We start from the raw sequence: 24131 nt of genomic DNA on the forward strand, positions 1-24131 counted from the left end.
ATCCAGTCAACTACTGCCAATATTTAGTTCACAGCTTAAAACATGTTCCAAGCCCAACGGATAAAGCAAGTTGGGGTGGGGCCCCAACAGAGAGAATTTCAACAAGAAATTCTACAAGCAAAGCAAGTTGGGGTAGGCTCCCAACAGAGAAGTTTTCGAGTAAAAAAGGAACAAGCATTGTGAGTTGTATTATGAACTGCAATGATTTGACTGCAATCAATCGCCAAGGAATAGGTATCGTTAGTGATTTTTCATTTCTAATTGGTGAATAAGATGGGTGATTAATGCATTTGTAGGTGTAGGAATATTAAATACTTTACCATATTCAACGATTTGACCATTAAGATAGTCGATTTCTGTTAAGCGGCCGTTATTATAATCTTGATGCATTGAAGGGTAATGTAGGCCCTGTGCTTCTTTTGGATAAGAGGCTTCAATTTTGTCTAAGAGCGTTTGTCGATTTAAGTCAATATGTTTTGCCTGTCCTACCGATATAATCTCGTCAACAATTGGCGTAATCATATCTTGCGCATCTTCATAACAGCCAAATTCATAAATCGTTTTATCTAAAATGGTACATAAAGGATTTAACACGCTATTCAAAGTTGCTTTAGACCAAATGGATTTGAAGACGTCAGAACTGATTTGTGCATTTAAGCCAGATGTATTGAGCATGTTTAATATAACTTCAGTTCGAGAATCTTTTTCGCCATCTGCACGTTGTAAATCAATGGCACCTTCACCTTCTAAAAGTAGCTGTCCTGGGCCTCTTAAACCTGCTGTCCACATCGTTACGGCTAGATAAATTTGAGATAATGGCACTAATTTAGACAAGCGTTCTTCGTGACCTAACCCATTCATCATGCTTAGTATTGCTGTATCTTTGTGAATTGTATTAGCTTCTTGTAAATGTTGTAACATTTTTTCAGATTGCATGGCTTTCGTTAAGATGATAATTAAATCAAATTGTCCTGATACATCTTTAGTTAGAACTGCTGGAATATTGACAGTATAAGTATCCGTCTCTGTTTGGACTTCCATACCATTTTCATTGATGCAATTGACGTGTTCTTGCCAATCATCGATTAACGTGACATCATAGCCAGCTTGTTTTAAGGAAACGCCAATTCGTCCACCCATGGCACCTGCGCCCGCGATTGCAATTTTATACATGATTAGACACTCCTTAATTATTTTTTATTTCACAAGTGATATATCCCAATTCATTATTAAAAAAACATTTATAAACTTAAGGACAAAAGTATCGAACATTGAACCTAAGTGGTCAAACCAGTCCATCATGATTACGTTATTTATTTTTTATGGTCAAGATGAAAGGGCTTTTCTATGTTTGTCTTATTTCCAAATAATTGTGAGGACGCAAGTTGATGAGTGTCAACGGGGTTTTCAATATGTTTTGTTAGTGTTATGTGAATTTTATTATTCTAGTGTAAATATTTTTGAATAATCTTTGTTTTAAAAATAGATATTTTTTCTGTTATTTCAATGGTTTGTAAGATGAATATTTTTGAAAATTTATAATCAAAAATTTGGACTTTAATCTTTTTTTATCAAACAAATATATTTAATTAACAAAAGCATTCTAGAATTTAACTGTAAGATCATTTAAGGAGTGAAAATATGATAACGCTCAAACATTTGAACAAAGTTTATGACGGGAATCATTATGCAGTTAAAGATTTTAACCTAGAAGTTGATGATCAAGAGTTTGTTGTTTTTGTAGGGCCCTCTGGATGTGGCAAATCTACAACATTACGTATGATTGCTGGATTAGAGGAAATTAGTGAAGGTGAGATTTATGTAGACGATCAGTTATTAAATCAAGTTCAACCTAAAGATCGTGGTATTGCAATGGTGTTTCAAAACTATGCGTTATATCCGCATATGTCTGTGTACAAGAATTTGGCATTTGGATTGAAAATGCGCGGCATTCATAAAAAGGAATACGATCAACGTATTCAAGATGCAGCGAAAATATTAGAAATTAGTCATTTGTTAGATAGGAAACCAAAAGCACTCTCAGGTGGTCAACGTCAACGTGTAGCACTTGGCCGTGCGATTGTCCGTGATGCGAAAATCTTTTTAATGGATGAACCTTTATCTAATTTAGATGCAAAGTTAAGAACGCATATGCGAACGGAAATTATTAAGCTACATAAGAAAATGGGTGCTACTACAATTTATGTCACGCATGATCAAACAGAAGCGATGACAATGGCTACTAAAATTGTGTTATTAAAGGATGGTGTGATTCAACAAGTTGGGTCGCCTGAAGAGATTTATCATCATCCTATTAATCAGTTTGTTGCCACATTTATTGGAAATCCAACAATGAATATGATTCCGTTAGACATTAAAGATCAAAGTTGGTTGTTCAATCAACAACCTGTTGTTGATGCTCAAGTATTGGGAGTATTTGAGCATAATGCTTTAAATTTAGGTATTCGTTCTGAAAATATTCAATTTTCTACTGAAAGCGCTGCGTTAAAAGACTATGAATTACAATTGCCAGATTGGCAGGTGACGTTAGTAGAACTAATTGGCGCTACAAAATTAATTCATTGCGTGAATGGGGAAACACATATCGTTGTTTCTACTGATAATCAAATGGACTTAAAGCCAGGGGAAACCATTCATTTAGGGATGCAATTAGCAGACTGTCATTTATTTGATCGTGAAACAGGTGACTTAGTTACGCCTCAGCAGCAAGCGATGAATTCAGAAACAGTCAGTATATAACAAAACAAACAGATTGGAGTAAGTACAGTGAAAGAAACGCTACACGTCAATCATGCACACCCAGTTAAGCAGCATAAAGTGACTTTGCTACAACGTATTTGGCAGCATAAAGTATTGTATCTTATGTTGCTTCCTTGCCTCCTCTTTTTTCTAATTTTCAATTATATTCCAATGGCAGGGTTGGTCTTAGCTTTTAAAGAATTCCGTTTTGATACGACGATTTTCGGTGGACAATGGGAAGGTTTCAAATATTTCAAGCGATTTTTCTCTGATTCTCAAAGCTACCAAATTATTATCAATACCTTAATTATCAGTGGAATGAAATTAGTACTCGCTTTGCCATTTCCGATTGCTCTGGCAATTATGTTTAATGAAATCTCACATACGAAGAAGTTAGGACGCTTCCGTGGCTTATTTCAAGGGGTCATGTATATTCCACATTTCTTATCTTGGGTTGTTGTTGTTGGTATTTTTCAAAAAGTACTCGCGCCTGATAGTGGATTGATTAATCAATTAATTCAGCAATTTGGTGGCAATGGCGCTACATTCTTTATGATGAATCCTGAATATTTCCATACAATTATGTTTTCAAGTTATTTATGGAAGAACGTGGGTTGGGACTCTATCATTTATTTTGCTGCCATAATGGGAATCAATCCTGAAATTTATGAATCAGCTAAAATTGATGGCGCTAATCGTTGGCAGCAAATTATTCATATCACACTACCGATGTTGACACCGACGATTATTATTTTATTCATCTTATCGTTAGGGGACATTTTGAAAGCTGGTTTTGATCAAATCTACTTATTAAAAACACCTGGTAATGCAAAATACGCAGAAATTTTGGATACTTTCGTGATTCGTACTGGTATTCAGCAAGGGGATTTCAGTTATTCAATAGCAATTGGTTTGTTACAAGGTGTGATTGGCTTGATTTTGGTCATTGTAGTGAATCGTTTTGCAGATAGAAAATTCAACACATCATTATATTAAGGAGAAGACAATGAAACATATAAAAAAATTGAGTATTTTATTATTGGTGTTACTACTTGTATTTGTGACTGCTTGTGGCAAAGATGAAGATGAAGAGAAACGACGCGCAGACGCTAAAGGAAAACCTAAAACATGGATTGCAGATCGCAAACTAAAAGGGCTCGTCTTTCAAAGTAAGAATGACGTGTCACCAGAAATGAATAAAGAAATTGAAAAAGAATTAAAAAAGAAGACTGGTATTACGCTTGAATTACAAACGGCATCGGGAAATGACTCTACAGAAGCGCTAACTTCTGGTCTAGCTTCTGGAGATTTACCAGATTTCATTGTGTATTATTTAGATAATAGTGGTCGTCCAGAAATGAAAGTATTAAATAAAGCTGCGAAACAAGGGCAACTAACAGATTTAAAACCATTACTCAAAGATACAAATGTGTATAAAAAGTACTTAAAGAAAGATTATTTACCTAAAGATACGCGTGACAATATTATGTTTCCCAAAGATTTAGACGGGACGTATTTTGTGCATATGGGTATTAACCGTAAACCAGGTGATCCAGGCAGAAAAGTAGTTGGCGGTCCGTATATTCGTAAAGATATTGCAGAACAACTAAATTTAGATCCAAGCTCTATTAAAACATCAAAAGACATGAAAGCATTAGCTGAAAAAATTAAAAATCATCACTTCAAAGATGACAATGGTAAAGAAATTACACCTATAGGACCTACAGCATGGGGTGGTAGTGATCGTACGGCTTTTTATAACGACTTAGTATGGACTGGTGGGGCAGATGAAAAGTTCCAAATAGATCATGATAAGGTGAAACATGAATCAGATACAGATTATGGCATGAAACGTGTAAAATATGTGAAGTCATTAATGGATGAAGGATTGATGCATAAAGCCTTTTATACTATGTCTGAAAACCAAGCTAAAGAAGGGCTTGTAAATGGTTCATGGGGCATTGTGTCAGATTTGCACAATTACGTGACTGAAAACCAAAGTATGAAATACATTCCGCTAGGGCCTTTAAACACGGTTAAAGGAAAGTACCAAATGGAAATGTCTTATAAATCAGGATATGGCGGTTGGTCAATTCCTAAAAGTACAAAACACCCTGAAGATGTAGTGAAGTTAGCGGATTTCTTAGCCAGTCGTGAAGGGAAATTATTAGGTGAATATGGTATTAAGGGACGCGATTATAATTTAGACAAAAAAGGCAATCCTGTTGTGAAAAAAGAAGTGTTAAAAGAAATAGATGAACATCCAGATCAAGCGAAAAAAAGAGGTTTCCGTGGTGCAGGTTCATACTGGGCTGACCACTTAGGACTTACCGATGTAGATAATCTAGATGATTTTGGTGAAAGAGAGTATGGCGACAATGCTCGAAAAAAACAAGGTAAAACAAATCCAGAGAAAATGGCCGAATCATGGCATTATGATGAAAAATTAAAGCATGCAAAAGTTATTGATGGTTTAACAGTTAAATCCTTCTTACCAAAATTTGATAAAGGTGAAGAATTGGAAATAGCCTTGGATGAATACGATGAATCTTTAAAACGCGCGTATTATGCTAAAACTGACAAAGAGTCTGAACGTATTTTAGCAGATGCGAAAAAGAAATTAGACCAAGCTGGTCTCCCAGAATTTGAAAAAATGATTGAAAAGAAAATAAAAAATGGCGAAAAAATACGATTCTAAAGGATGACAATGAATGAAAATCAAGCGAGATTGGAGCAGTATTATTATTCGCAGTATTTCCTGGGTGATTATTATTACCCTTGCATTATCAATTCTGTTGCCGATGATTAATATTATTGCATTAGCTTTCAATAGTGGGGCTGATGCACAAAAGGGTGGTATTACCTTTTGGCCGCGTCAGTTCTCATTAGATAATTTTAAGGAAATATTTAAACAAGGAACCATTTTGAATGCGTTGTTTATTAGTTTGGCTAAAACGATTATTGGTACAGTGCTTAGCGTTATATTAACCGCTATGGCTGCATATGCATTAACGATTAAGTCGCTACCGTTTAGAAGAACGATTTCTTTTTTCTTAGTCTTTACGATGTTATTCAGTGCAGGTGTAGTGCCATTATATATCTTATTGAATCAACTAAGCCTGACAGATACATTTTGGGTTTATATTATTCCATCGCTATACAGCGTGTATAACATTTTAATCATGCGTACGTTCTTCAATCAAATACCAATTAGTGTGATTGAAGCGGCACGTATAGATGGCTGTAATGATTGGCAAATATTTTGGAAAATCATCTTGCCGATGAGTAAACCTGTTATTGCGACAATTACACTCTTTAATGCGGTAAGTCAGTGGAATGATTGGTTTACAGGTGCATTCTTTGTTAGAAATCCGCAGTTAAAGCCATTGGCAACCGTCTTACAAGATATGTTGACGAGCCAGGATTCTATCGCCAATGCGTTGAAACAAAAGTCAGGTGCATATCAAATGATTGAGCGCATTACGATTACAGGGGACTCACTACAAATGGCAATGATTGTGTTGCTAATTATTCCTGTACTGTTACTTTTCCCGTTTGTCCAAAAACACTTTGTTAAAGGTGTTAATATCGGTTCGACCAAAGAATAAAGGAGTATAGACAATGTCAAAATTCAAAATCATGCAATTTACAGATTTACATTTAAGTCCGAAAAATAATGACAAAGATCAACAGACGTATCAATTGCTTGAACAACTCATTACCACATATCAACCAGACTTATGTATGTTTACGGGTGATCAAATATGGTCTCAAGGTGTGATGGATTCTGAAAAGGTATACCGAAATCTGATTGAATTTTTAAATCAATTTGACACTAGCATTGCGACGACATTTGGTAATCACGATACAGAAAATCATTTAAGTCGCAGTGATTTAAGACAAATTGAAGCCGAGCTTGCAAACAACTATGCATGTAAGAAGCATTCGAAGATTGTTAATGATAAAGAAGCATATGTGTTAGAAGTATATGACAATGACCAGTTATCACATTTGCTTTACGTTATTGATGGTGGAGATTATAGCACAACTGCGATTGGTCAATATGCTTATATTCACCCAGACCATGTGGCATGGATTGCTGAAGTAGAACGCTATTATGAGCAACAAGATCAAATCATGCCTAAGCATAACTTGTTGTTTACGCATATTCCTATACCAGAATATCAAGCCATTTCACAAACTAAATTGTATCACGGTATTTTTAATGAGGAGATAGGTTGTCCAACAATGAACTCAGGACTTTTCGCACAAATGTTGCATTCTGGCAATATTGAAGGCATGTTTTGTGGTCATGATCATGACAATGATTTTAGCTTCAATCATTATGGCATTCATTTAAATTATGGTCGCATCAGCGGATTTCATTGCTATGGTGATATTACTAGGGGCGCGCGTCTAATTGAATTATCACCAAACAAACCATATGAAACAAAGATTGTAGAATATGACCAGTGTTTCTAAATCTCGTTTTCAAAAGATATATGTTCCTATTTTAATAGAGCAACTGTTTATGATGTTGATGGGTCAAGCTGACGTGATTATGCTGAGTGCTTATGATACCAAAGCGATTGCAGTATCAGGGATAAGTACCCAAATACTAACACTGTTGACTTTTGTGATTACGATTGTCCATGTGGGTGTTTCTATTCGCTTAGTACATCAAAAGGAACGGGATATGACAGCGATTAAATCGGAACTATATCATAGCCTGACATTGAATTTAGTGCTTTCAGCGTTACTTGGGATTACTGCACTTATTTGTTATCGCTGGATTTTGATGCTTATGCAGGTTTCACAAGACATTTTTGAACTAACGTATCAATTTGGCGTGATCTTACTACTTGGTTTTGCTATTACAACAGCTCAGATGCTGGTCAGCACGATATTAAGAATTTTATATATGGCTAACATTGCAGCTAAAATCACAGTAGGTATTAATATCATCAATATCATATTAAGTTGTTGCATCTTGTTTGTCTTTACAGATTATGTAGGTAACCCTATTTTAGCTGTAGCTGTTGCCACACTGATGAGTCGATTGTTGGGATTGCTATATGGAGGCTATTATTTAATTAAAAAATATAAACCACAGGCAAAGTTTTTAAAGTTAAATATGTTCATGACTAAAAAAGTAATTTTACTGGGTTTACCAGGTGCTGGTGAACAAATTTCTTATAACTTTGCACAGACGATTACGACGGCCTTTATTGCGGTGTTAGGAACCGAAGTTCTGGCAGCTAAATCACTAACAGTCGCTATTAGCAATGTATCATTTTGCGTTGCGATGGCATATAGCCTAGCTAGTCAAATATATTTAGGGAAATTAATTGCGCGCAGGAAATTCAATGTATTACATCGTAGTGTATACAAGGGTTTAGCCATCAATGTGTTGCGTTCAGTAGTCATTATGGTTGCGGTAGTTGGTGTGTTCTATAGTCTGGGGCGCTATATCTCAGGTGATGACAGTGTGTATCATTTAACATTATCGTATTTAATGTTGTTTATTGCACTGGAGCCTATAAGAGCGATTAATAACTTTATTGTCGATATACTTAACGTCGCTGGAGATGTTCGCTATCCAGTATGCGTGAATGTCATAACGACTTGGTGTTTGTTAATTCCGCTATCTTATCTTACAGCATTTGTCTTAGGCTGGGGATATATTGGTATTATATTAATAAATATTTTTGAAGAAGGTGTGCGCTTTATATTAATCATTCGAAGATGGGATAAGGGACACTGGAAAATGAAACTAGCACAGATAGGAGTTCATTTGCATGTATAAAAAGAAATCGAGACTTGAAGTGATTTGTGAGCGAATTGCTACGCATGGAAAGGTATTTGTGAGCGATTTAGCATTATATTTTGAAGTTACACCCGAGACCATTAGAAAAGATTTAGAAACACTTGAAGAAGATAAAAAAGTGACAAGAATACATGGTGGTGCGGTCAAATATAACTATTTGAATAAAGAGCAGTCTTATACAAATAAATGGGAAAAGCAAGCGCAAGTTAAAGAGCGTTTAGCAATGCGAGCAGCTCAGTTTATTAATAATGCAGAAATTATCGTGCTAGATGGAGGAACAACGATAGGCCGTATTCCCAAGTATTTAAATCATCTATCAAATTGTACGTTTGTTACAAATTCATTTATGACAGTTATGGAATTAAATAAAGCAGTTGAGGAACAACGTATCGAAGCAGAGATTATTATGCTTCCAGGAATATCCAACACAGAGCAAGATGTTGTACGTGGTTCATTAACAAATCAAGTACTACAACAATTTAAATTTGATAAAGCATTTTTATCTTGTGGCGCTTTTGATACATCTCAAATTTATGAATATGATTTAGAAGAGGCTTTAGTGAGTAACATGATGCTTCAGAAGAGTAGTGAAACCTTCTTGGTTGCAGATAGTACTAAACGTGATAATAACGCATCTTTTGTCATTAATGATTTTAAAGCAATAGATTATATGATTACGGATTATGCTAAGCCAGATCATGTTGAATTTGACAACAACCACTGGTTACAGGTTTAAGCTTTAGTGCATTGTGGATAGGGTATTTTATGCTCTATCTGGATTGAAAAACTAGGAATCAAGCATTTTTCACACAGATAGGGCGATACTAAAATAAAAAATAGGACTTAAAGGGGTATTGATATGAAAAAAACATTATATTTAATTAGACATGGACAAACAATATTTAATAAAAAATGTCAAATCCAAGGCGCATCTGATTCACCATTAACGGATTTAGGAAAACAACAAGCAGCGCTAGCCAAAACATACTTTAATCAATTAAATTTAAGTGACTATGAGTTATTCTCTTCAACGCAAGAACGTGCTTCGGATACGTTAGAAATTATTTTCCCTAATGAAAATTATCGACGATTAAAAGGCATTAAAGAATGGAATTATGGTATATATGAAGGTGAGTCTGAGCTGTTAAATCCGCCACATGATAGTGTGATAGATTTTGGTTCATTCTTTGCAGACTATGGTGGAGAAACGGCAGATGAAGTACAACAACGAACAGTTAATACATTACAAGAAATACTTAATGAAACGAACAAGCATAACGTTGTAGTCGTAAGTCATGGGGATGTTTTATCGTTATTTACGCATACATGCTTACCATTAGCGGAAGCAAGTGAAATGAAATTTACGAACTGCTGTATCTTAAAATTTGACTATGAAGATGGTGCATTTACTTTTAAATCAATACATCATCCGGCATAAACAACGGAAGGCAAGATTGACTAGGATTGAAAAAAGCTTGGTATAAGCGCATATTCAATCCAGTCAACTACTGCCAATATAACGTTCATAGTCTAAAACATAATGATGTCCAGACCCATGGGCTTCTTTGTTTTAATCCTTTATATTTATGCCTCAAACTGTTATTAGGTTACACTGACGTTTGTGTGCGGGTATACTAAAGGATGTCTAAATAAAAAGATAAATGTAACTGTTACAGCTGCTAACTAAGCTAGTGAAAGTTTTAAGGATATCAGCTAAGTTTACTCTTGTGTGTGTTAAAAGTTAGCGTCATGGTTGTACCTTCATTGAGCTTGCTATCCACCGTAATATGACCATCAATTTGATGAGCAAGCATTTGAGCAATGTATAATCCAAGACCCGAGCCACCACTCTTGAGGTTACGTGAGTGCTCGATACGATATGTGCGTTCAAATATGCGTTTTAAATGGTGCTCAGCGATACCGCAGCCTTGATCAGTGACTGCAATCGACACATGCGTCGTATCGACTTTCTTAGCAGTGACAACAATAGGTGTTTCTAGTTTAGAAAATTTTAGAGCATTATCTAAAAAATTTGATAAGATTCTTTCAATAGCCATTCCATCTTGTAAGAAGCGAGGAATGCCTTTTTCTACATCTACAATAAGTTCACGATGTTGCTGTTCTATTTGTTGCTGATAAGCTTCTAAGATTGGCAATAATAATTGATCAATTTGTAAGTAACCAAGGTCTTGTGAATGGCCGCTTACCGTCATCATTGTAGTTAAATCATCAAACATATGGCTTAATCTATCTGATTGGGAAATTAATACTTTATAAGCATGTTGTTGTCGTTCTTCTGTGTTTATGACACCATCTTTTAAAGCTTCAGAATACGATTTAATTGTAGCTAACGGGGTTTTTAAATCATGTGCTAAATTTTGTACCATATGAATTTTTTCAGTTTCTTCACTCTTAATGCGTTCCATCTGCTCGCGTACTTTGGTGACCATGGTTTCAAATGAATCATTTAACTCTTTTAATTCTAAAGGTGATTGAATATCTAATGGCTCTATTTCAAAGCTGCCATTGGCTACTTTCTGTGTTTCATGGTTTAACTTTTCAATCTTATGAATGGTGGGTATTGAAAAAGTCATAGCGATCATCATTGTAACCATACTTGAAATAAGAGAGAACAGCGTAAGTAGCAGTGTCTGCGCCATGTCAAACCACATTAATTCATTGAGTACAAATAAAAATAGAGTTGAAAACGTGATCGATGTAAAAAACGAGATAATAAGTTGTTTACGTATCGTCATTTAATACCCCCTGTGGAACTTATAACCAAGTCCCCAAACAGTGGAAATGATGTAGTCTTTATAGTGATGTTGTTCTAATTTATCTCGCAAACGATGAATATGAACATTAAGCGTGTTCATATCCTCATAATAGTCATAACCCCATACTTGTTCGAGTAAATCTGTTTTAGATAATGCAACATTTTCATGGGTTGCAAGATACCAAAGTAAATCAAATTCTTTAATTCTAAGCGTGATAGTTTCGTTGTTAATTGTCGCTGTTTTAGTTAAGTTATCAAGTGTTAATGCCCCAAAAGATAGTGTTTGTGCGGATGAATGTTTAACCGTGCGAGATAAGATGTTTTTAGCTCGAATTACAAGTTCTCTAGGGCTAAAGGGCTTCTTGACATAATCGTCTGCACCCAACATTAAGCCATAAATCGTATCTGATTCTGTTGTCTTAGCGGTAAGATAAATATAAGGAATATCTAATTGTCTAGCCTTCATTTCTTTTATAACGGCATAGCCATCTTTCTCTGGCATCATGATGTCTAGAATAAATAAGTCCACGTCTTGTTCGAGCAAATCTAATGCTTCTTGACCATTTGAAGCAGTCAACACTTCATATCCTTCAAATTCAAAGTATGTTCTACATATGTCTCTAATATCAGGTTCATCATCAATGATGGCGATTCTTTCCATTTACATCATTCCTTGATTGTTTTTTCTTAAAGAAATGCATTAATTTAAGAGATTGTAATGTTTCTTTATTCATTAATAATATTATAAAGAAAAATAGTTGTAATGGATACGTAAATATCATATCTGCGAGAATGTAATTTAACATCACAAATGTGCCGAAAAAGCTAGCTGTATAAGATAGAACGCCAAATAATAAGCCTAGACCTATGGCGATTTCACCAATGGGGATCATCCATTGAAATAGGTCTAAATGATGTGCGACGACATGTTCAAAAAAGTATTTATACCACTCTGGGGAATCTTGGTTTTCTTTAATAACGGGAACAAGCCCATCAACGGCAAAACCTCCCGTCAATTTTTCATAGCCTTGCTTTAGTATAACGAAACCACTGCCCATTCTAAGTAAAAGTATGATGATCTTCCATGTCATTGTCATGGCGTTTGTTATCGTGTTTGTCATCGTGTTTGTCTCCTTTGCTGTTAAAAAATGAGATAGCATGCCTTAATGATAGACGTCTATCTCATCAGTTGTATGATTAATCTATATGTTATTAAAAGGTGTGGTTATTTTATTTTGGCATTTCCAAATACAACATGTGCTTTATCGCAATAAATCGTTACTGTATCGTACGCTTTGACATCGATGCCTTTTAAGTCAAATGTTTGTTCTTTTTCATCATATTTAACTGCATCGATTTTTTTACCGGTTTTAATATCACCATTTTTTGTTAAATAGACATGTAAGTCTGGTCCTTTTGAAGATTTGAAGTCTGTCAGCATTAATTTGTTGTCTTTAATCATTGCCTTTCCTTCAACGGTTTCTTTGTTTTCTCCTTTAAACATCCCTTTTTCTGCAGTTGTATGGTTAGATTTTTGACTTTCCGTTTTTTTCTCATCTTTTTTTGTATCACTGTCATGATTTGAATTTCCACATGCGCCTAATAATAGTGATGTTGCAAGTGCTGTTGATAATAATAAAGTTTTTAATTTCATAATCTATTCCTTCTTTCTTTGTGATGTTTACATGCTTAATCATACGAAGAAAAGATACACAATCACATTAACTAACTATTAATAATTCTTAACTAATTCTTAAATATCAGGATTGTTAAAATATTAATTTAACATATGTATGATTTTTAGCTTTAAATTATTTTGTGGACTTATTATGAAGTGGGTGTAATTGGTTTTACAATATTACTGTGAAGGTCTGTTATTAAAGGAAGTTTAGTCGTTGGATTGAGCGAAGAAGGTTGGGTTGGCAGTGTTTAAGTAAAGATGAACAGCAAACATACATGAGACACGCAATACATAAGTTTAAAGATAGTGCTGCCCATTATACCACCACTGAATTGTCTGAGGTATTCGCATAGCTATAGGGATTAAAATAAGTCTAGGATATAATTTTTTTAGGCGCTAAACGCTATATTGTCAGTAGTTGACGGGATTGAAAATATGCTTTCCATTTTTATTTGTAATTTATGTAAATATAAAATGACAATTGTATGTATTATGATTTAAGTCAAAACATACGAGTTGCATATATCTTATACTTAAATGGAAAAGTACATGCTTTATATTGAATTCAAATGTTCAGCGTTAGATATAAAGCATATGATTAAGCTAAAGTCTCTCATCAAAGGAGGATAACGATGTCTAAAAATGTACTAAGAATGCTTATTGCCATGGTTTTTGTTATTTCGACAATTGTCTTTATTGTAAAGCAAGATTGGTTATTTGCGGCAATATTTGGTGTTGTTGTTATTGTCTTTGTACTTAGATGGACAAAAGAGATGAATCAGCATAATAAATGACGAATCAGCTGATAGAAACGATATGCATTGACTGCAATCATGAAGGTAATGAAGATTCAAAGTGTGTTATGACGCACCTTAAATTTAAAGGAGGAACAACCATGAAAGGTAAATACAGCATGTTGTTAGTTATATTCGTTACGCTAGGCTGTTATTACATGTTTGGTCTAAATCACAAGTTAGATGTGTGGCTTGAAGACTTCATAAATACACAATCATGGTTGCAGTATATTAGTATCAATGTGTTATTCATGATAATGATGGTACCTTTTTATTTATATATCAGGCGTACGATGCAACAAATCAATCATATCAATACTTTGTTTATGCAAGAAAAAGATAAACCTGATTTTAATATGGAAAAATTTAAAGAAAGTATTGATATTCCAAGTAGTCAGTTTATTTATTTTGCACTATTTCCAATGATTGTGTTGCTAGGGTTAGGATTAAAAATAGTTAAGCACTACCAGTTTGAAATACCTATTATAATTGTGATTGCACTGTATGTGATAACATTTATTGCTACGTGTAATTATAGTACTAAATTGATAATGAATATGGTGCACAATCAATGGCTAGGCTATGTAATTATATTCCTTATAGCAGTAATTGTAACCTACTTAACATCAACTGAAGAGCAAATGTTTTTACTTCTTTTTTCAACCGTTAGTTATATTATGAATAAAATCAGTTCGAAACATAATTATGTTTGATGCTATGAACTATATATTGGCAGTAGTTGTCTAGCCTAAAATTAGTAAGAAAATAATAAAGTTTCACATGAAACATAGACGTGGAAAATGCTCCTAGTAGAAACCGATAGCGTTTGCGTATTCATGGTAATCACTTTTAACAGAACTATTTATCGTTATTTCTTTTTAAAAAAAGAGACAAGAGTGAAAAAATACCAATAACACATGTAAATCCTAGAGCGCCTACTAAACCTTCCCCAACTGTAATAGGGTTACCTACGATTAATTCAAACAAATAATATGTGACAAAGAATCCAATAAAACAAATCAATAAAGAAAAAATATACATCTTAATTTTCATATATAAAAACAACTCCCTTTAAAAATTTATCACGTTATATCAAACAGTGCAATTTGCTTCTATACTGACTTTTATCACAAAAATGGAAGACACGCTTAAATAATTAAAAATGCATTCGCGGCATAATAAATATAACTATAGAATATGTTTATAAAAATTAGTGGTGATTTAACAAAAATCTTAAACTGAGGTTATATTATTCTTCTATCATTAGTATTAAAGGAGGAATGTATATGAAATTGAAAGGTTTAAAAGTGGGTATAGCTACAACAGTATTATTGATATGCAGCGGTATTACACATCACTATACATATGCTGCAGCAGATCAATATGAGGTGAAAGTATATGTCGATAGTGATAAAGTGGTCAAAGATAATCGTCATATTAAACATGATGTTTTAGAAGCACTGGGTTCTGAAGATAAAGATGAAGACTTTAACGTCGCTTTTCTGGATAACAAAGAACGTTCAAATTACAAAGATAAAGTCACATATAGACTGCGAAAAAGTGAAAAGGATAAAAAATATGCATTACAATACAAAAAGCGCTATCCAATCGTAAATAATCAAGTAGATCAAGCAATTAAACAAGCGAAAGCAGACGGTTACAATGGTGACGAGTTTGAAGTTGAGTATGGCGAGAATAGTCAAACACTAAGTGTAACAAAGGAAGCCAAAGCAGATACAGATTTAAAAGGGTTAGAAATGCCTAATGCAGCTCAAAGCTTAACATTATTTAAATCATTTGCCACGAGCCCATACAAAAATAAGCTTGCAGCAATCACACAACCAACATTAATTGGTCCAGTTCATTTCGAACGTCACAAAGGTACTATCAATAATCATGATATTAAAATTGAAAATTGGGATGTAAAAAATCAAAATATCGTTGAAATATCAACTAAAGTGAAAACAGAAGCAGAAGCCAAAAAAGCTCAAAAGGACATCGTTAATAAGCTCAATGATTTAGGTATACACGAGCAACGTGATCAACTTAAAACAAATCTGATATTTGATAATTACTAGACAGACAGTGAGGTCTAGTGCAAAATTACAGCAAAAAATCTTTTCTTCGAGCAGGATTTCCTCAATATCCTTATGATAGTAAGAGGTATGATTTGAATGTATGAAAACGGCAATATCTATTGATAGCGTATGTTGCGTTACGTAATCGATTTTATATATAAGACACCTCGTTCATTTAATTTAGTAGTGTTTATTAAATGAGACGATGGTGTCTTATTTTTCTAAACATGTTAACCCGTTTTGATTTTTATCTAAAATGCATGTTAACTTTCGTACATTAATGATATAAAGTTCTGAATAATAGGTGTCATATATTGATCCTCACGATAAATTAATGAAATGTGTCTAGGAGCGGGTGCATGGGGAAGTGTTTTAGCGGTGATGTATGGATTGTTACTTAATGCGCGCTCACTAATTAGACTTAAATAATCTGCGTCTTTCAACATTTCTAAAATACTACTTACGCTATTGGCTTGCATACGTACTGGTAAATCCACAAAATTTTCTGTTTGCCATTCTTCAATACTTTGTCTAGTAGAACCCCCGCTATGTAATATAAACGGATACTGTGTAATATCGGTCAATGTTAAATGTTCTTGAGCTGCGAGTGGATGGTGGCAATCCATTGCGACCATTAAAGGATTATCAGTAAAGCGCTTGACTTTGATATCGTCGTCATAAAAGCCTTTTTCTGAAATAACGCCGATTTCTATTTCTCGATGACGTAGCTTTTCTATAATATTGGGTGCAGTATCAACTATCAAATCAATTTGAATATGCGGGTAAGCTTGAAGATAGTTTTTAAGTATATGCGGCAAAATGTGATAAACCGGTGCATGACTAGCGCCAATCTTTAAAGTGCCACGCTTAGACTGCCGGTAGTCTTCTAAAATATCTTCTGTTTCCTGCATTAAATACAATAGTTTATTACTGTTACGAAATAGTAATTCCCCAGCTTCAGTGAGTTTAAAATGCTTCCCCTTTTTATGATATAGCGGTGTGCCATAGCGTTGATTTAAATTTTTAAGGTGAAATGTGACAGTAGGTTGTGTAATATTCAGTTTTTCTGCGACCATATTTTCATTTTGATATTCCACAAAATGTTTAAAAATAAGCATTTGTTTTGTATTCATCGGTTAACACTCCAAAATATAAATTTTATCTATATATCTATATAGCTTACATATACTTTTTTGAGGAGACGTTAATATTATATTTAAACTTCGTTAACAATCTTTTCCTATAGTTATAAGTGAAAGAGGTGAGAAAGTGGTTTTAGAATTACATGATATTACAAAGTCCTTTAATTCAAAACAAGTCATTCAAGGAATTGATTTGACTGTAAAACAGGGAACATTTTTGTCACTATTAGGAACATCTGGCTGTGGGAAAACGACGTTATTGCGATTAATAGCTGGCTTGGAAACACCGGATAATGGTGTGATTACTAATGATGACGATGTGTATTTCTCGTCACAGCAACACGCTTTTATGGCACCGGGAGATAGAGATTTAGGTATGGTTTTTCAAGATTTTGCGCTGTGGCCACATATGACAGTGTTTCAAAATGTAGCTTATCCACTAAAGGTAAAGAAAGATACCAATCAATTGAAAGAACGGGTTATGGCTGCTTTGGCAGAAGTGAAGTTAGCGGATCAACATGATAAAGCAATTCATCAATTATCTGGTGGTCAACAACAGCGGGTGTCATTGGCGCGAGCAATTATTTCACAATCGAAATTAATTTTGATGGATGAGCCCTTATCGGCATTAGATGCAGGGTTACGAGAAGACATGCAATTACTCATCAAGCGGCTGATTAAGACCTATGGTATGACGGCTATTTTTGTGACACATGATCAATATGAAGCTATGACGATGTCAGACGAAATTGCTGTGATGAGTGATGGCAAGATTATTCAGCAAGGCGCGCCCGAATCATTGTATTACAATCCACAAAGTAAAAAGGTTGCAACATTTATTGGCAAAGGAACCTATATTGAAGGGCAAGTTCAAACGCATATTTTTACTAATAAGCAAGTATTAGAGTTGCCAGTGAATGATGAGATAAAAGAAGGTACCTATGGTTTATTGATTCGACCTGAAAATATCCATGTACATGCTGAAGAACAAGAAAATCAAGCAATCATTAAGACAATGCATTTTACAGGAGAAAGATATCAATATACTGCACAACTCGCTAATGAAACTGTGATGTTTTATGATACGCAATTACATGATATTGAAGATACAGTGTATTTAACATTTGATATACCAAAAAACTACTTTATTCATTTGGGGGAATAAAAAAATGAAACAGTTAATCAAATATTTCGTTTTAACGATAGCGGCAGTCTTAGTACTTACGGCATGTCAAAATAAATCAGAAGACGGCAATAACAAGTCCGACTCAAGTTCTGGTAGTAAAGATAAATTGGTTCTTTATGCAGCTGGACCTGATGATTTAGTCAAAGATATGGTAAAAGAATTTGAAAAAGAAAGTGGCAAAAAAGTAGAAGTCTTTCAAGGGACGACGGGCGAAATTTTAGGTCGCTTAGAAGCAGAAAAAGATAATCCGAAAGCGGATGTCGTACAACTCGCATCATTACCTGCTGCACTTGATTATAAGAAAAAAGGCTTAATCGAACCTTACAAAGTTAAGAATCATAATAAATTGTATAAAGATTGGATTGATAGCAAAGGTTATTATTACGGTTTCAGCGGTAGCGCATTAGGCTTGTCATATAATACCAAAGCAGTAAAACAACCACCTAAAGATGTTAAGGATTTAACTAACGCTAAATATAAAAATAAAATTGCGATTCCAGATCCATCAGAATCAGGAACTGCCTTAGATTTATTATCTATAAAAGTGAATAACGAAGGGGATAAAGCTTGGGATGAATATAAAAAATTAAAAGACAATGGTATGAAACAAGCAGGTGCTAATAAACCAGCATTAGAATCAGTTATTAAAGGCGACAATGATGTTGTTTATGGTGGTGTCGATTACATGGTTTATAAAGCTAAAGCGAACGGTGAACCAGTAGATATTAAATATCCAGAATCAGGTACAGCGATTTCACCAAGACCAGCATTTATTTTAAAATCATCAAAACATAAAGAACTGGCCAAACAATACATGGATTATGTCACTGGTAAAAAAGGACAAAAGCAAGTGGATGACCATTATTTAATTCCAGCAGATAAAGCTGCAGAAAAGAAAAAAGGTAAAGCTAAACGTCAAGATATTAAAGAATATAAATATGATTGGGAAAATTTATCAGACAAAAGTGAAAAAGTATTAAAACAATTTACGGAATTGATGAGATAATATGCCACAAAACAAACTCATGTTAAGAACTAATCAAATATTAGCTAGTGTCGTGCTCTTTTTGCTTATCATCATGCCCTTATGTTTAATACTTTTTAAAGGATTTGTACCGTCTGAAGAAAATACTTTTGTAGGTAATATATCACAGTTATTTGAAAGCTATCACTTAAAAATATTATGGAATTCAATTGTTTTAGGTATTTCAGTATTGATTCTAAGTACAGTTATTGCCTTACCATTAAGTTTTATTATGACTAAAACGACGTTAGTAAAACATCAATGGTTAGACATGATGATTATGATTCCATTCATGGTGCCACCATATATTGGTGCTATGGGTTGGATGCTGACAATGCAGCGCAATGGTTTGCTTGAGCAAATTAGTCCTATCTTTGCACATATAACACCGTATTTCTTTAGCTTTTTTGGCATGGTACTTATTATGAGTTGCCATTTAACGCCATTTTTATATGTCATGCTAAAAAATGCTTTACTGACAATACATCAATCACAAGAAGAAGCGGCTGAAATATATGGCGGTTCGTTTATGTATCGTTTTAGAAAAATCATCGTGCCACAATTTATCTCAGGTTACAGCATGGCGGCACTATTAGTATTTGTTAAAACAATTGGAGAGTTTGGAACACCAGTTACAATGGGGAATCGAATTGGCTTTCACGTACTTACTTCAGAAATTCATCACAGTGCGTCGATTTGGCCGATTGATTTTCAACGTGCGGCATTGTTATCGAGTTTGTTATTGGCCGTTAGCATGACCGTATGGGCATTCCAACAATGGGTTCAAACGCGTACTAATATTCAAGCTGATTCTGGTAAAGGTCATCAAGTAAAGATTCATAAAGCATCATCATGGAATATACTATGCTATGCGTTTGTTGTGGTTGAATTGTTTGTGACGATTGTCTTACCGTACGCGAGCATTTTTGTCAGTGCCTTTATGAAAAAGTTAGCTGCTGGCTTTCATTTTAGCAATTTTACAATTAATAATTTTATCAATGTATTGACGGGTAATGGTGGTATTGCACTGTTTAACAGTATCATGCTTGCAACGATAGCAGCGACATTGGCTACTGTCATTGGTTTATGGTGTGTCTTAATTACAAAACACAAAAGTATGCTAAGTCGATTAATTGATTTTACAAGTCTGCTTCCAAATACTGTGCCGGGTATTATTGTTGTGATTGGATTGATATTGTTTTGGAATAACCGATACAACATATTACCTATTTATAATACGATTGCTATTCTGGTGGTTGCTTACACTGTACTTTATATTCCATATGCCGTACAGAATATTAAAAATGTGGAAAGAACGTTAAGCCCTAATTTATATGAAGCAGCTGCAATTTCAGGTAGTCATGGCTGGACATTATTTAGAACGATTACATTACCATTATTGAAACCGGGTATGATATCTGGCTGGATTTTAATATTCTGTATTTCTATGCGTGAATTAGTCGCTTCATTGATGCTACGACCACCGAATACGGATACTTCATCAACATTTATCTATCGCCAGTTTGAACAAGGTGACTCTGCGCAAGGTATGGCGATGGCATTGATGTCCATTGGTATTACATCAGTGATATTAATCGCGTTAGAGGTCTACCAACGAAAAAGCAGTGTCCAGCAGTCTTAGATGTGTAATGGACTCAGTACAAGAGGAGTTGATACAAGCGTATGCCGCAACGAATATTAGTTGCCTCAGATATTCATGGTCATGGAAATGCTTTAATCAAGCTACTAAGTGAGGCAGTATATAATGCAGAAACAGACCAACTCGTATTACTTGGAGACTATGTAAATAATGGTCCAGATTCGGTTGGGACATTACGGTTAGTTCAAAAATTAGTCAACAAAGGAGCTATAGCGCTTGTTGGAAATCATGAATTACGTTGGTTAGAAAGACAGGATAGCGAGGCACAGGCTTGGCATAAATTTTTGAGTGGACTGCCGTATATCAAAGTGTTAGATTCATACATCTTTGTGCATGCTGGTATCGATGTGCGGGTCCCCATAGATAAACAGCAGTGTGAACATGTAACTGCGCATCATTCAGTAGCATTAAATCAGCATCAAATCAAAGGCAAAACAATTATCCATGGCCATGTGCCAAATTATAAATTGGGTTATTCAAAAGAAGAAATTCATATTGAAAACGGCATGATAGATATTGATACAGGGGCAGGACATAATATGTATTTGACACTAGTAGATTTGACAAATGCATGCAGCTATAGTGTTAATGTATCACACAAAGATGGTACGATTCGTAAACGACATCTAATGCTGTGATAGATACTGTAAAAAATAAGCGTTAAAATTGCTTCGACAAACCAAGCATCTGTAACATCATTTTTTTAAGATTTAAACGCTATATTGGCAGTAGTTGATTGGATTGAAAGTACGCTGGATACCAAGCTTTTTCAATCCTGGTCAACCGTGCTGGGGCGGGACTACGAATTCATTATGAATGTTGTCTTGCTTACTAAGTCATTGTTTAAAATATGAATTTTCTTTTAAATATTCTGACATCAGATTGACTATCTTTATTAATAGGTATATGATGATAAAAAATCAATATTATTTAAAGGACACGAACTTTATGGACGATTTTCAGAGAGGGAATGGCAGCTGAAAGGTTCCTAAATCATAAATGAAGTTTACTACCTTGTATTATTTACATGGAAACATGTAACGTTTCATGTGCGTTAATACATGACTAGAGTGTCATCTTATTTAAGATGGAATTTTGGGTGGAACCACGGGTAATAATAGACTCGTCCCTTGTTTAGGGACGGGTTTTTTATTTATATATCAAATTTTTAAGGAGAGATTATCATGTCTAATCAACGAATCAATATTCAGTTCCCAGATGGAAGTCAAAAAGCGTATGAACAAGGCGTCTTAGCGCGCGATGTTGCTAAATCAATCAGTACGTCTTTATTTAAAGCGGCAGTCGTATGTCGTGTGAATGGAACGTTAGTTGATTTGACCTACCCGCTCCAAGAAGATTGTGAACTCACTTTCTATACATTAGAAGATGCTGAAGGTATAGAAGCGATGAGACACACTGCCGCCCATGTACTAGCACAAGCATTAACTCGATTATATCCTCAAGTCTTATTGACAATAGGACCAGTCATCGACAATGGATTCTACTATGACATAGACTTGGATGAATCAATCAGCGAAGTCGATTTAAATAAAATCGAAAAAGAAATGAAGAAAATTCAAAGTGAAAATTTAGACATTGTAAAAGAAAATGTCAGCTATGACGAAGCAAAAGCTTTATTCAAAGATAATCCGTATAAGTTAGAGATTATTGAGCAATATCAAGGTGAACAACTATCAGTATATCGCCAAGGTGAATTCTTAGATTTATGTGTTGGACCACACGTGCCAAATACAAAATTTGTGAAACATGTTAAGTTAACTAAAGTTTCCGGTGCTTATTGGAGAGGCGATAGTGATAACAAAATGCTTCAACGTATTTATGGTGTGGCTTTCCAATCACAAGCGCAGTTAGATGACTATTTTGAATTTTTAAGAGAAGCAGAAGCACGCAATCACAGAAAATTAGGTAAACAGTTAAAATTATTTATGTTCTCTGAAGAAGCACCTGGCATGCCTTTCTATTTGTCAAATGGTCAATTTGTGCGTAATCAAATGGAGAATTTCCTGAGAGAAATTCAATTGAAAAATGATTATGATGAAGTGAGAACACCACTTATGATGAATCAAAAACTATGGGAAGAATCTGGACATTGGGATCACTATCATGAAAATATGTACTTCACAAAAGTAGATGAAAATGATTATGCTTTAAAACCAATGAATTGTCCGGGTCATATGTTAATTTTCAAAAATGAACTTAGATCTTATAAAGATTTACCATTAAGAATGGCAGAGTTTGGACAAGTACATCGCCATGAGTTTAGTGGGGCGTTAAATGGATTATTACGTGTAAGAACATTTTGCCAAGATGATGCACATATCTTTATTATGAAATCTCAAATTAAATCAGAAGTAGAAGATATACTAAAATTAATTGATTATATTTATTCAGTGTTTGGCTTCACATATAGTATCGAGTTATCGACACGTCCAGAAGATTATTTAGGTGAATTAAAATTATGGAATGAAGCGGAACAATCTTTAGCCAATGTGCTTGATGAATTAGGGTTAAAATATACAATTAATGAAGGTGATGGTGCATTCTATGGCCCTAAAATTGATGTGCATATTAAAGATGCATTAAACCGAAGTCATCAATGTGCAACAGTTCAACTTGATTTCCAAATGCCAGAAAAATTTGATCTTACTTATATTAATGAACAAAATGAAAAAGAACGTCCTGTTGTATTACACAGAGCGATATTCGGTTCTCTAGATCGCTTCTTTGGCATCTTAATTGAACACTTTAAAGGAGCGTTCCCACTTTGGATGGCACCTGTTCAAGTAAATATCATCGGTGTGTCTGACAATAACACAGCCTATGTGAATAAAGTATTTGAAGCGTTACAAAATAATAACATTCGTGTTGTTATTGATGATAGAGATGAAAAATTAGGTAAAAAAATTAGAGAAAGCCAAATGAAAAAAATTCCATACACTTTAGTGCTTGGAGACCATGAACAAGAGAATAATGTTGTTTCAGCAAGAAAATATTCGCATGAAGATAATGAAGTGATGGATATTCAAGCCTTTATTGCACAACTACAAGAAGAAGTAGAAAGTAAAGCACTACTTGTATAAGACATAAGCACTGTTGCGTTAAGTTTAAATTCTACTAACAATGAGATGCACTCCAAAAGTTAGACTGAAAATCTAACCTTGAGGAGTGCATTTTTGCGGATA

The 24131-nt window shown here is 34.4% G+C and carries 24 protein-coding genes and 1 other annotated feature; of the genes, 17 read left to right on the forward strand and 7 right to left on the reverse strand.

Translation table 11 applies throughout. The annotated features are described in order from the left end of the window. Positions 1 to 272: hypothetical protein (locus HMPREF3267_RS12670; protein WP_083324704.1), on the forward strand; the 272-nt coding region annotated here is incomplete at its 5' end. Here the strand turns inward: HMPREF3267_RS12670 and HMPREF3267_RS05635 are convergent. Beyond that, positions 241 to 1173 carry a ketopantoate reductase family protein gene (locus HMPREF3267_RS05635; protein ID WP_062078326.1) on the reverse strand — a complete coding sequence of 311 codons (933 nt, stop codon included), beginning with the start codon at positions 1171 to 1173 and terminating at the stop codon, positions 241 to 243. The genes HMPREF3267_RS12670 and HMPREF3267_RS05635 overlap by 32 nt on opposite strands. 468 nt (positions 1174 to 1641) lie before the next feature. On the opposite strand from HMPREF3267_RS05635, the gene HMPREF3267_RS05640 reads away from it, so the two are divergent. The 8 genes from HMPREF3267_RS05640 (at position 1642) to HMPREF3267_RS05675 (ending at position 10025) form a co-directional block, all read left to right on the forward strand. Continuing rightward, positions 1642 to 2760, forward strand: coding sequence for an ABC transporter ATP-binding protein (locus tag HMPREF3267_RS05640; RefSeq protein ID WP_002491959.1), 1119 nt, complete (start codon positions 1642 to 1644; stop codon positions 2758 to 2760). Positions 2761 to 2787: 27 nt separating this feature from the next. Next, positions 2788 to 3756 carry an ABC transporter permease gene (locus HMPREF3267_RS05645; RefSeq protein WP_002479125.1) on the forward strand — a complete coding sequence of 323 codons (969 nt, stop codon included), beginning with the start codon at positions 2788 to 2790 and terminating at the stop codon, positions 3754 to 3756. Positions 3757 to 3766: 10 nt separating this feature from the next. Further along, complete coding sequence (locus HMPREF3267_RS05650) at positions 3767 to 5458, forward strand: extracellular solute-binding protein (RefSeq protein ID WP_002491962.1); 1692 nt, start codon at positions 3767 to 3769, stop codon at positions 5456 to 5458. Between the two features lie 13 nt (positions 5459 to 5471). Next, positions 5472 to 6368, forward strand: coding sequence for a carbohydrate ABC transporter permease (locus HMPREF3267_RS05655; protein ID WP_002460890.1), 897 nt, complete (start codon positions 5472 to 5474; stop codon positions 6366 to 6368). A 13-nt stretch (positions 6369 to 6381) separates the two neighbouring features. Beyond that, on the forward strand, positions 6382 to 7242 hold the full coding sequence (locus HMPREF3267_RS05660; RefSeq protein ID WP_002460889.1) for a metallophosphoesterase family protein: 861 nt from the start codon (positions 6382 to 6384) through the stop codon (positions 7240 to 7242). Next, positions 7226 to 8566, forward strand: coding sequence for an MATE family efflux transporter (locus HMPREF3267_RS05665; RefSeq protein ID WP_062078322.1), 1341 nt, complete (start codon positions 7226 to 7228; stop codon positions 8564 to 8566). Before HMPREF3267_RS05660 ends, HMPREF3267_RS05665 begins: the two co-directional genes overlap by 17 nt. Continuing rightward, on the forward strand, positions 8559 to 9323 hold the full coding sequence (locus tag HMPREF3267_RS05670; protein WP_002460887.1) for a DeoR/GlpR family DNA-binding transcription regulator: 765 nt from the start codon (positions 8559 to 8561) through the stop codon (positions 9321 to 9323). Before HMPREF3267_RS05665 ends, HMPREF3267_RS05670 begins: the two co-directional genes overlap by 8 nt. Positions 9324 to 9446: 123 nt before the next feature. Then, a complete protein-coding gene (locus HMPREF3267_RS05675; RefSeq protein ID WP_002460886.1) occupies positions 9447 to 10025 on the forward strand; it encodes a histidine phosphatase family protein in 579 nt (192 codons plus the stop codon). Between the two features lie 271 nt (positions 10026 to 10296). On the opposite strand, the gene HMPREF3267_RS05680 is transcribed toward HMPREF3267_RS05675, so the two are convergent. The 4 genes from HMPREF3267_RS05680 to HMPREF3267_RS05695 all read right to left on the reverse strand — a co-directional run bounded on the left by HMPREF3267_RS05680 (position 10297) and on the right by HMPREF3267_RS05695 (position 13017). Beyond that, positions 10297 to 11343 carry a sensor histidine kinase gene (locus HMPREF3267_RS05680; protein ID WP_002460885.1) on the reverse strand — a complete coding sequence of 349 codons (1047 nt, stop codon included), beginning with the start codon at positions 11341 to 11343 and terminating at the stop codon, positions 10297 to 10299. Then, positions 11344 to 12024 carry a response regulator transcription factor gene (locus tag HMPREF3267_RS05685; RefSeq protein WP_002479120.1) on the reverse strand — a complete coding sequence of 227 codons (681 nt, stop codon included), beginning with the start codon at positions 12022 to 12024 and terminating at the stop codon, positions 11344 to 11346. Continuing rightward, positions 12002 to 12460 (reverse strand): DoxX family membrane protein, encoded by a 459-nt coding sequence (locus tag HMPREF3267_RS05690; RefSeq protein ID WP_062078797.1) that lies wholly within the window; start codon positions 12458 to 12460, stop codon positions 12002 to 12004. Before HMPREF3267_RS05690 ends, HMPREF3267_RS05685 begins: the two co-directional genes overlap by 23 nt. A 128-nt stretch (positions 12461 to 12588) precedes the next feature. Continuing rightward, on the reverse strand, positions 12589 to 13017 hold the full coding sequence (locus HMPREF3267_RS05695; RefSeq protein WP_002479118.1) for a DM13 domain-containing protein: 429 nt from the start codon (positions 13015 to 13017) through the stop codon (positions 12589 to 12591). Positions 13018 to 13676: 659 nt separating this feature from the next. Between HMPREF3267_RS05695 and HMPREF3267_RS12585 the strand changes: the two genes are divergently transcribed. Both HMPREF3267_RS12585 and HMPREF3267_RS05700 read left to right on the forward strand, forming a co-directional pair. After that, entirely contained in the window at positions 13677 to 13838 is a 162-nt protein-coding gene (locus HMPREF3267_RS12585) for a hypothetical protein (protein ID WP_002460879.1), read from the forward strand. Positions 13839 to 13939: 101 nt separating this feature from the next. After that, on the forward strand, positions 13940 to 14551 hold the full coding sequence (locus HMPREF3267_RS05700; protein WP_062078320.1) for a hypothetical protein: 612 nt from the start codon (positions 13940 to 13942) through the stop codon (positions 14549 to 14551). A 145-nt stretch (positions 14552 to 14696) separates the two neighbouring features. On the opposite strand, the gene HMPREF3267_RS05705 is transcribed toward HMPREF3267_RS05700, so the two are convergent. Then, positions 14697 to 14891: a hypothetical protein gene (locus HMPREF3267_RS05705; protein ID WP_002460876.1), complete on the reverse strand. Its 195-nt coding sequence runs from the start codon at positions 14889 to 14891 to the stop codon at positions 14697 to 14699. 233 nt (positions 14892 to 15124) lie between these two features. Between HMPREF3267_RS05705 and HMPREF3267_RS05710 the strand changes: the two genes are divergently transcribed. Next, entirely contained in the window at positions 15125 to 15916 is a 792-nt protein-coding gene (locus HMPREF3267_RS05710) for a hypothetical protein (protein ID WP_062078318.1), read from the forward strand. Positions 15917 to 16179: 263 nt separating this feature from the next. Here HMPREF3267_RS05710 and HMPREF3267_RS05715 read toward each other — a convergent pair whose 3' ends face one another. Further along, positions 16180 to 17049 carry a LysR family transcriptional regulator gene (locus tag HMPREF3267_RS05715; RefSeq protein WP_002479114.1) on the reverse strand — a complete coding sequence of 290 codons (870 nt, stop codon included), beginning with the start codon at positions 17047 to 17049 and terminating at the stop codon, positions 16180 to 16182. Between the two features lie 136 nt (positions 17050 to 17185). On the opposite strand from HMPREF3267_RS05715, the gene HMPREF3267_RS05720 reads away from it, so the two are divergent. The 5 genes from HMPREF3267_RS05720 (at position 17186) to thrS (ending at position 24029) form a co-directional block, all read left to right on the forward strand. After that, the gene (locus tag HMPREF3267_RS05720; RefSeq protein ID WP_070823826.1) at positions 17186 to 18223 is read left to right on the forward strand and encodes an ABC transporter ATP-binding protein; all 1038 of its coding nucleotides are present in this window, start codon (positions 17186 to 17188) and stop codon (positions 18221 to 18223) included. 4 nt (positions 18224 to 18227) lie between these two features. Then, complete coding sequence (locus tag HMPREF3267_RS05725; protein ID WP_002479112.1) at positions 18228 to 19250, forward strand: extracellular solute-binding protein; 1023 nt, start codon at positions 18228 to 18230, stop codon at positions 19248 to 19250. A gap of 1 nt (position 19251) precedes the next feature. Beyond that, entirely contained in the window at positions 19252 to 20910 is a 1659-nt protein-coding gene (locus HMPREF3267_RS05730) for an ABC transporter permease (RefSeq protein WP_002460870.1), read from the forward strand. A gap of 41 nt (positions 20911 to 20951) precedes the next feature. Further along, positions 20952 to 21566, forward strand: a complete 615-nt coding sequence (locus HMPREF3267_RS05735; RefSeq protein ID WP_062078314.1) for a metallophosphoesterase — start codon at positions 20952 to 20954, stop codon at positions 21564 to 21566. Between the two features lie 281 nt (positions 21567 to 21847). Beyond that, positions 21848 to 22062 (forward strand) — a binding site (T-box leader). 50 nt (positions 22063 to 22112) lie between these two features. Further along, positions 22113 to 24029: a threonine--tRNA ligase gene (gene thrS, locus HMPREF3267_RS05740; protein ID WP_002491985.1), complete on the forward strand. Its 1917-nt coding sequence runs from the start codon at positions 22113 to 22115 to the stop codon at positions 24027 to 24029. Positions 24030 to 24131: the final 102 nt, after the last annotated feature.

The organism is Staphylococcus sp. HMSC62D11, assembly GCF_001839145.1.
Lineage (GTDB): Bacteria > Bacillota > Bacilli > Staphylococcales > Staphylococcaceae > Staphylococcus > Staphylococcus lugdunensis.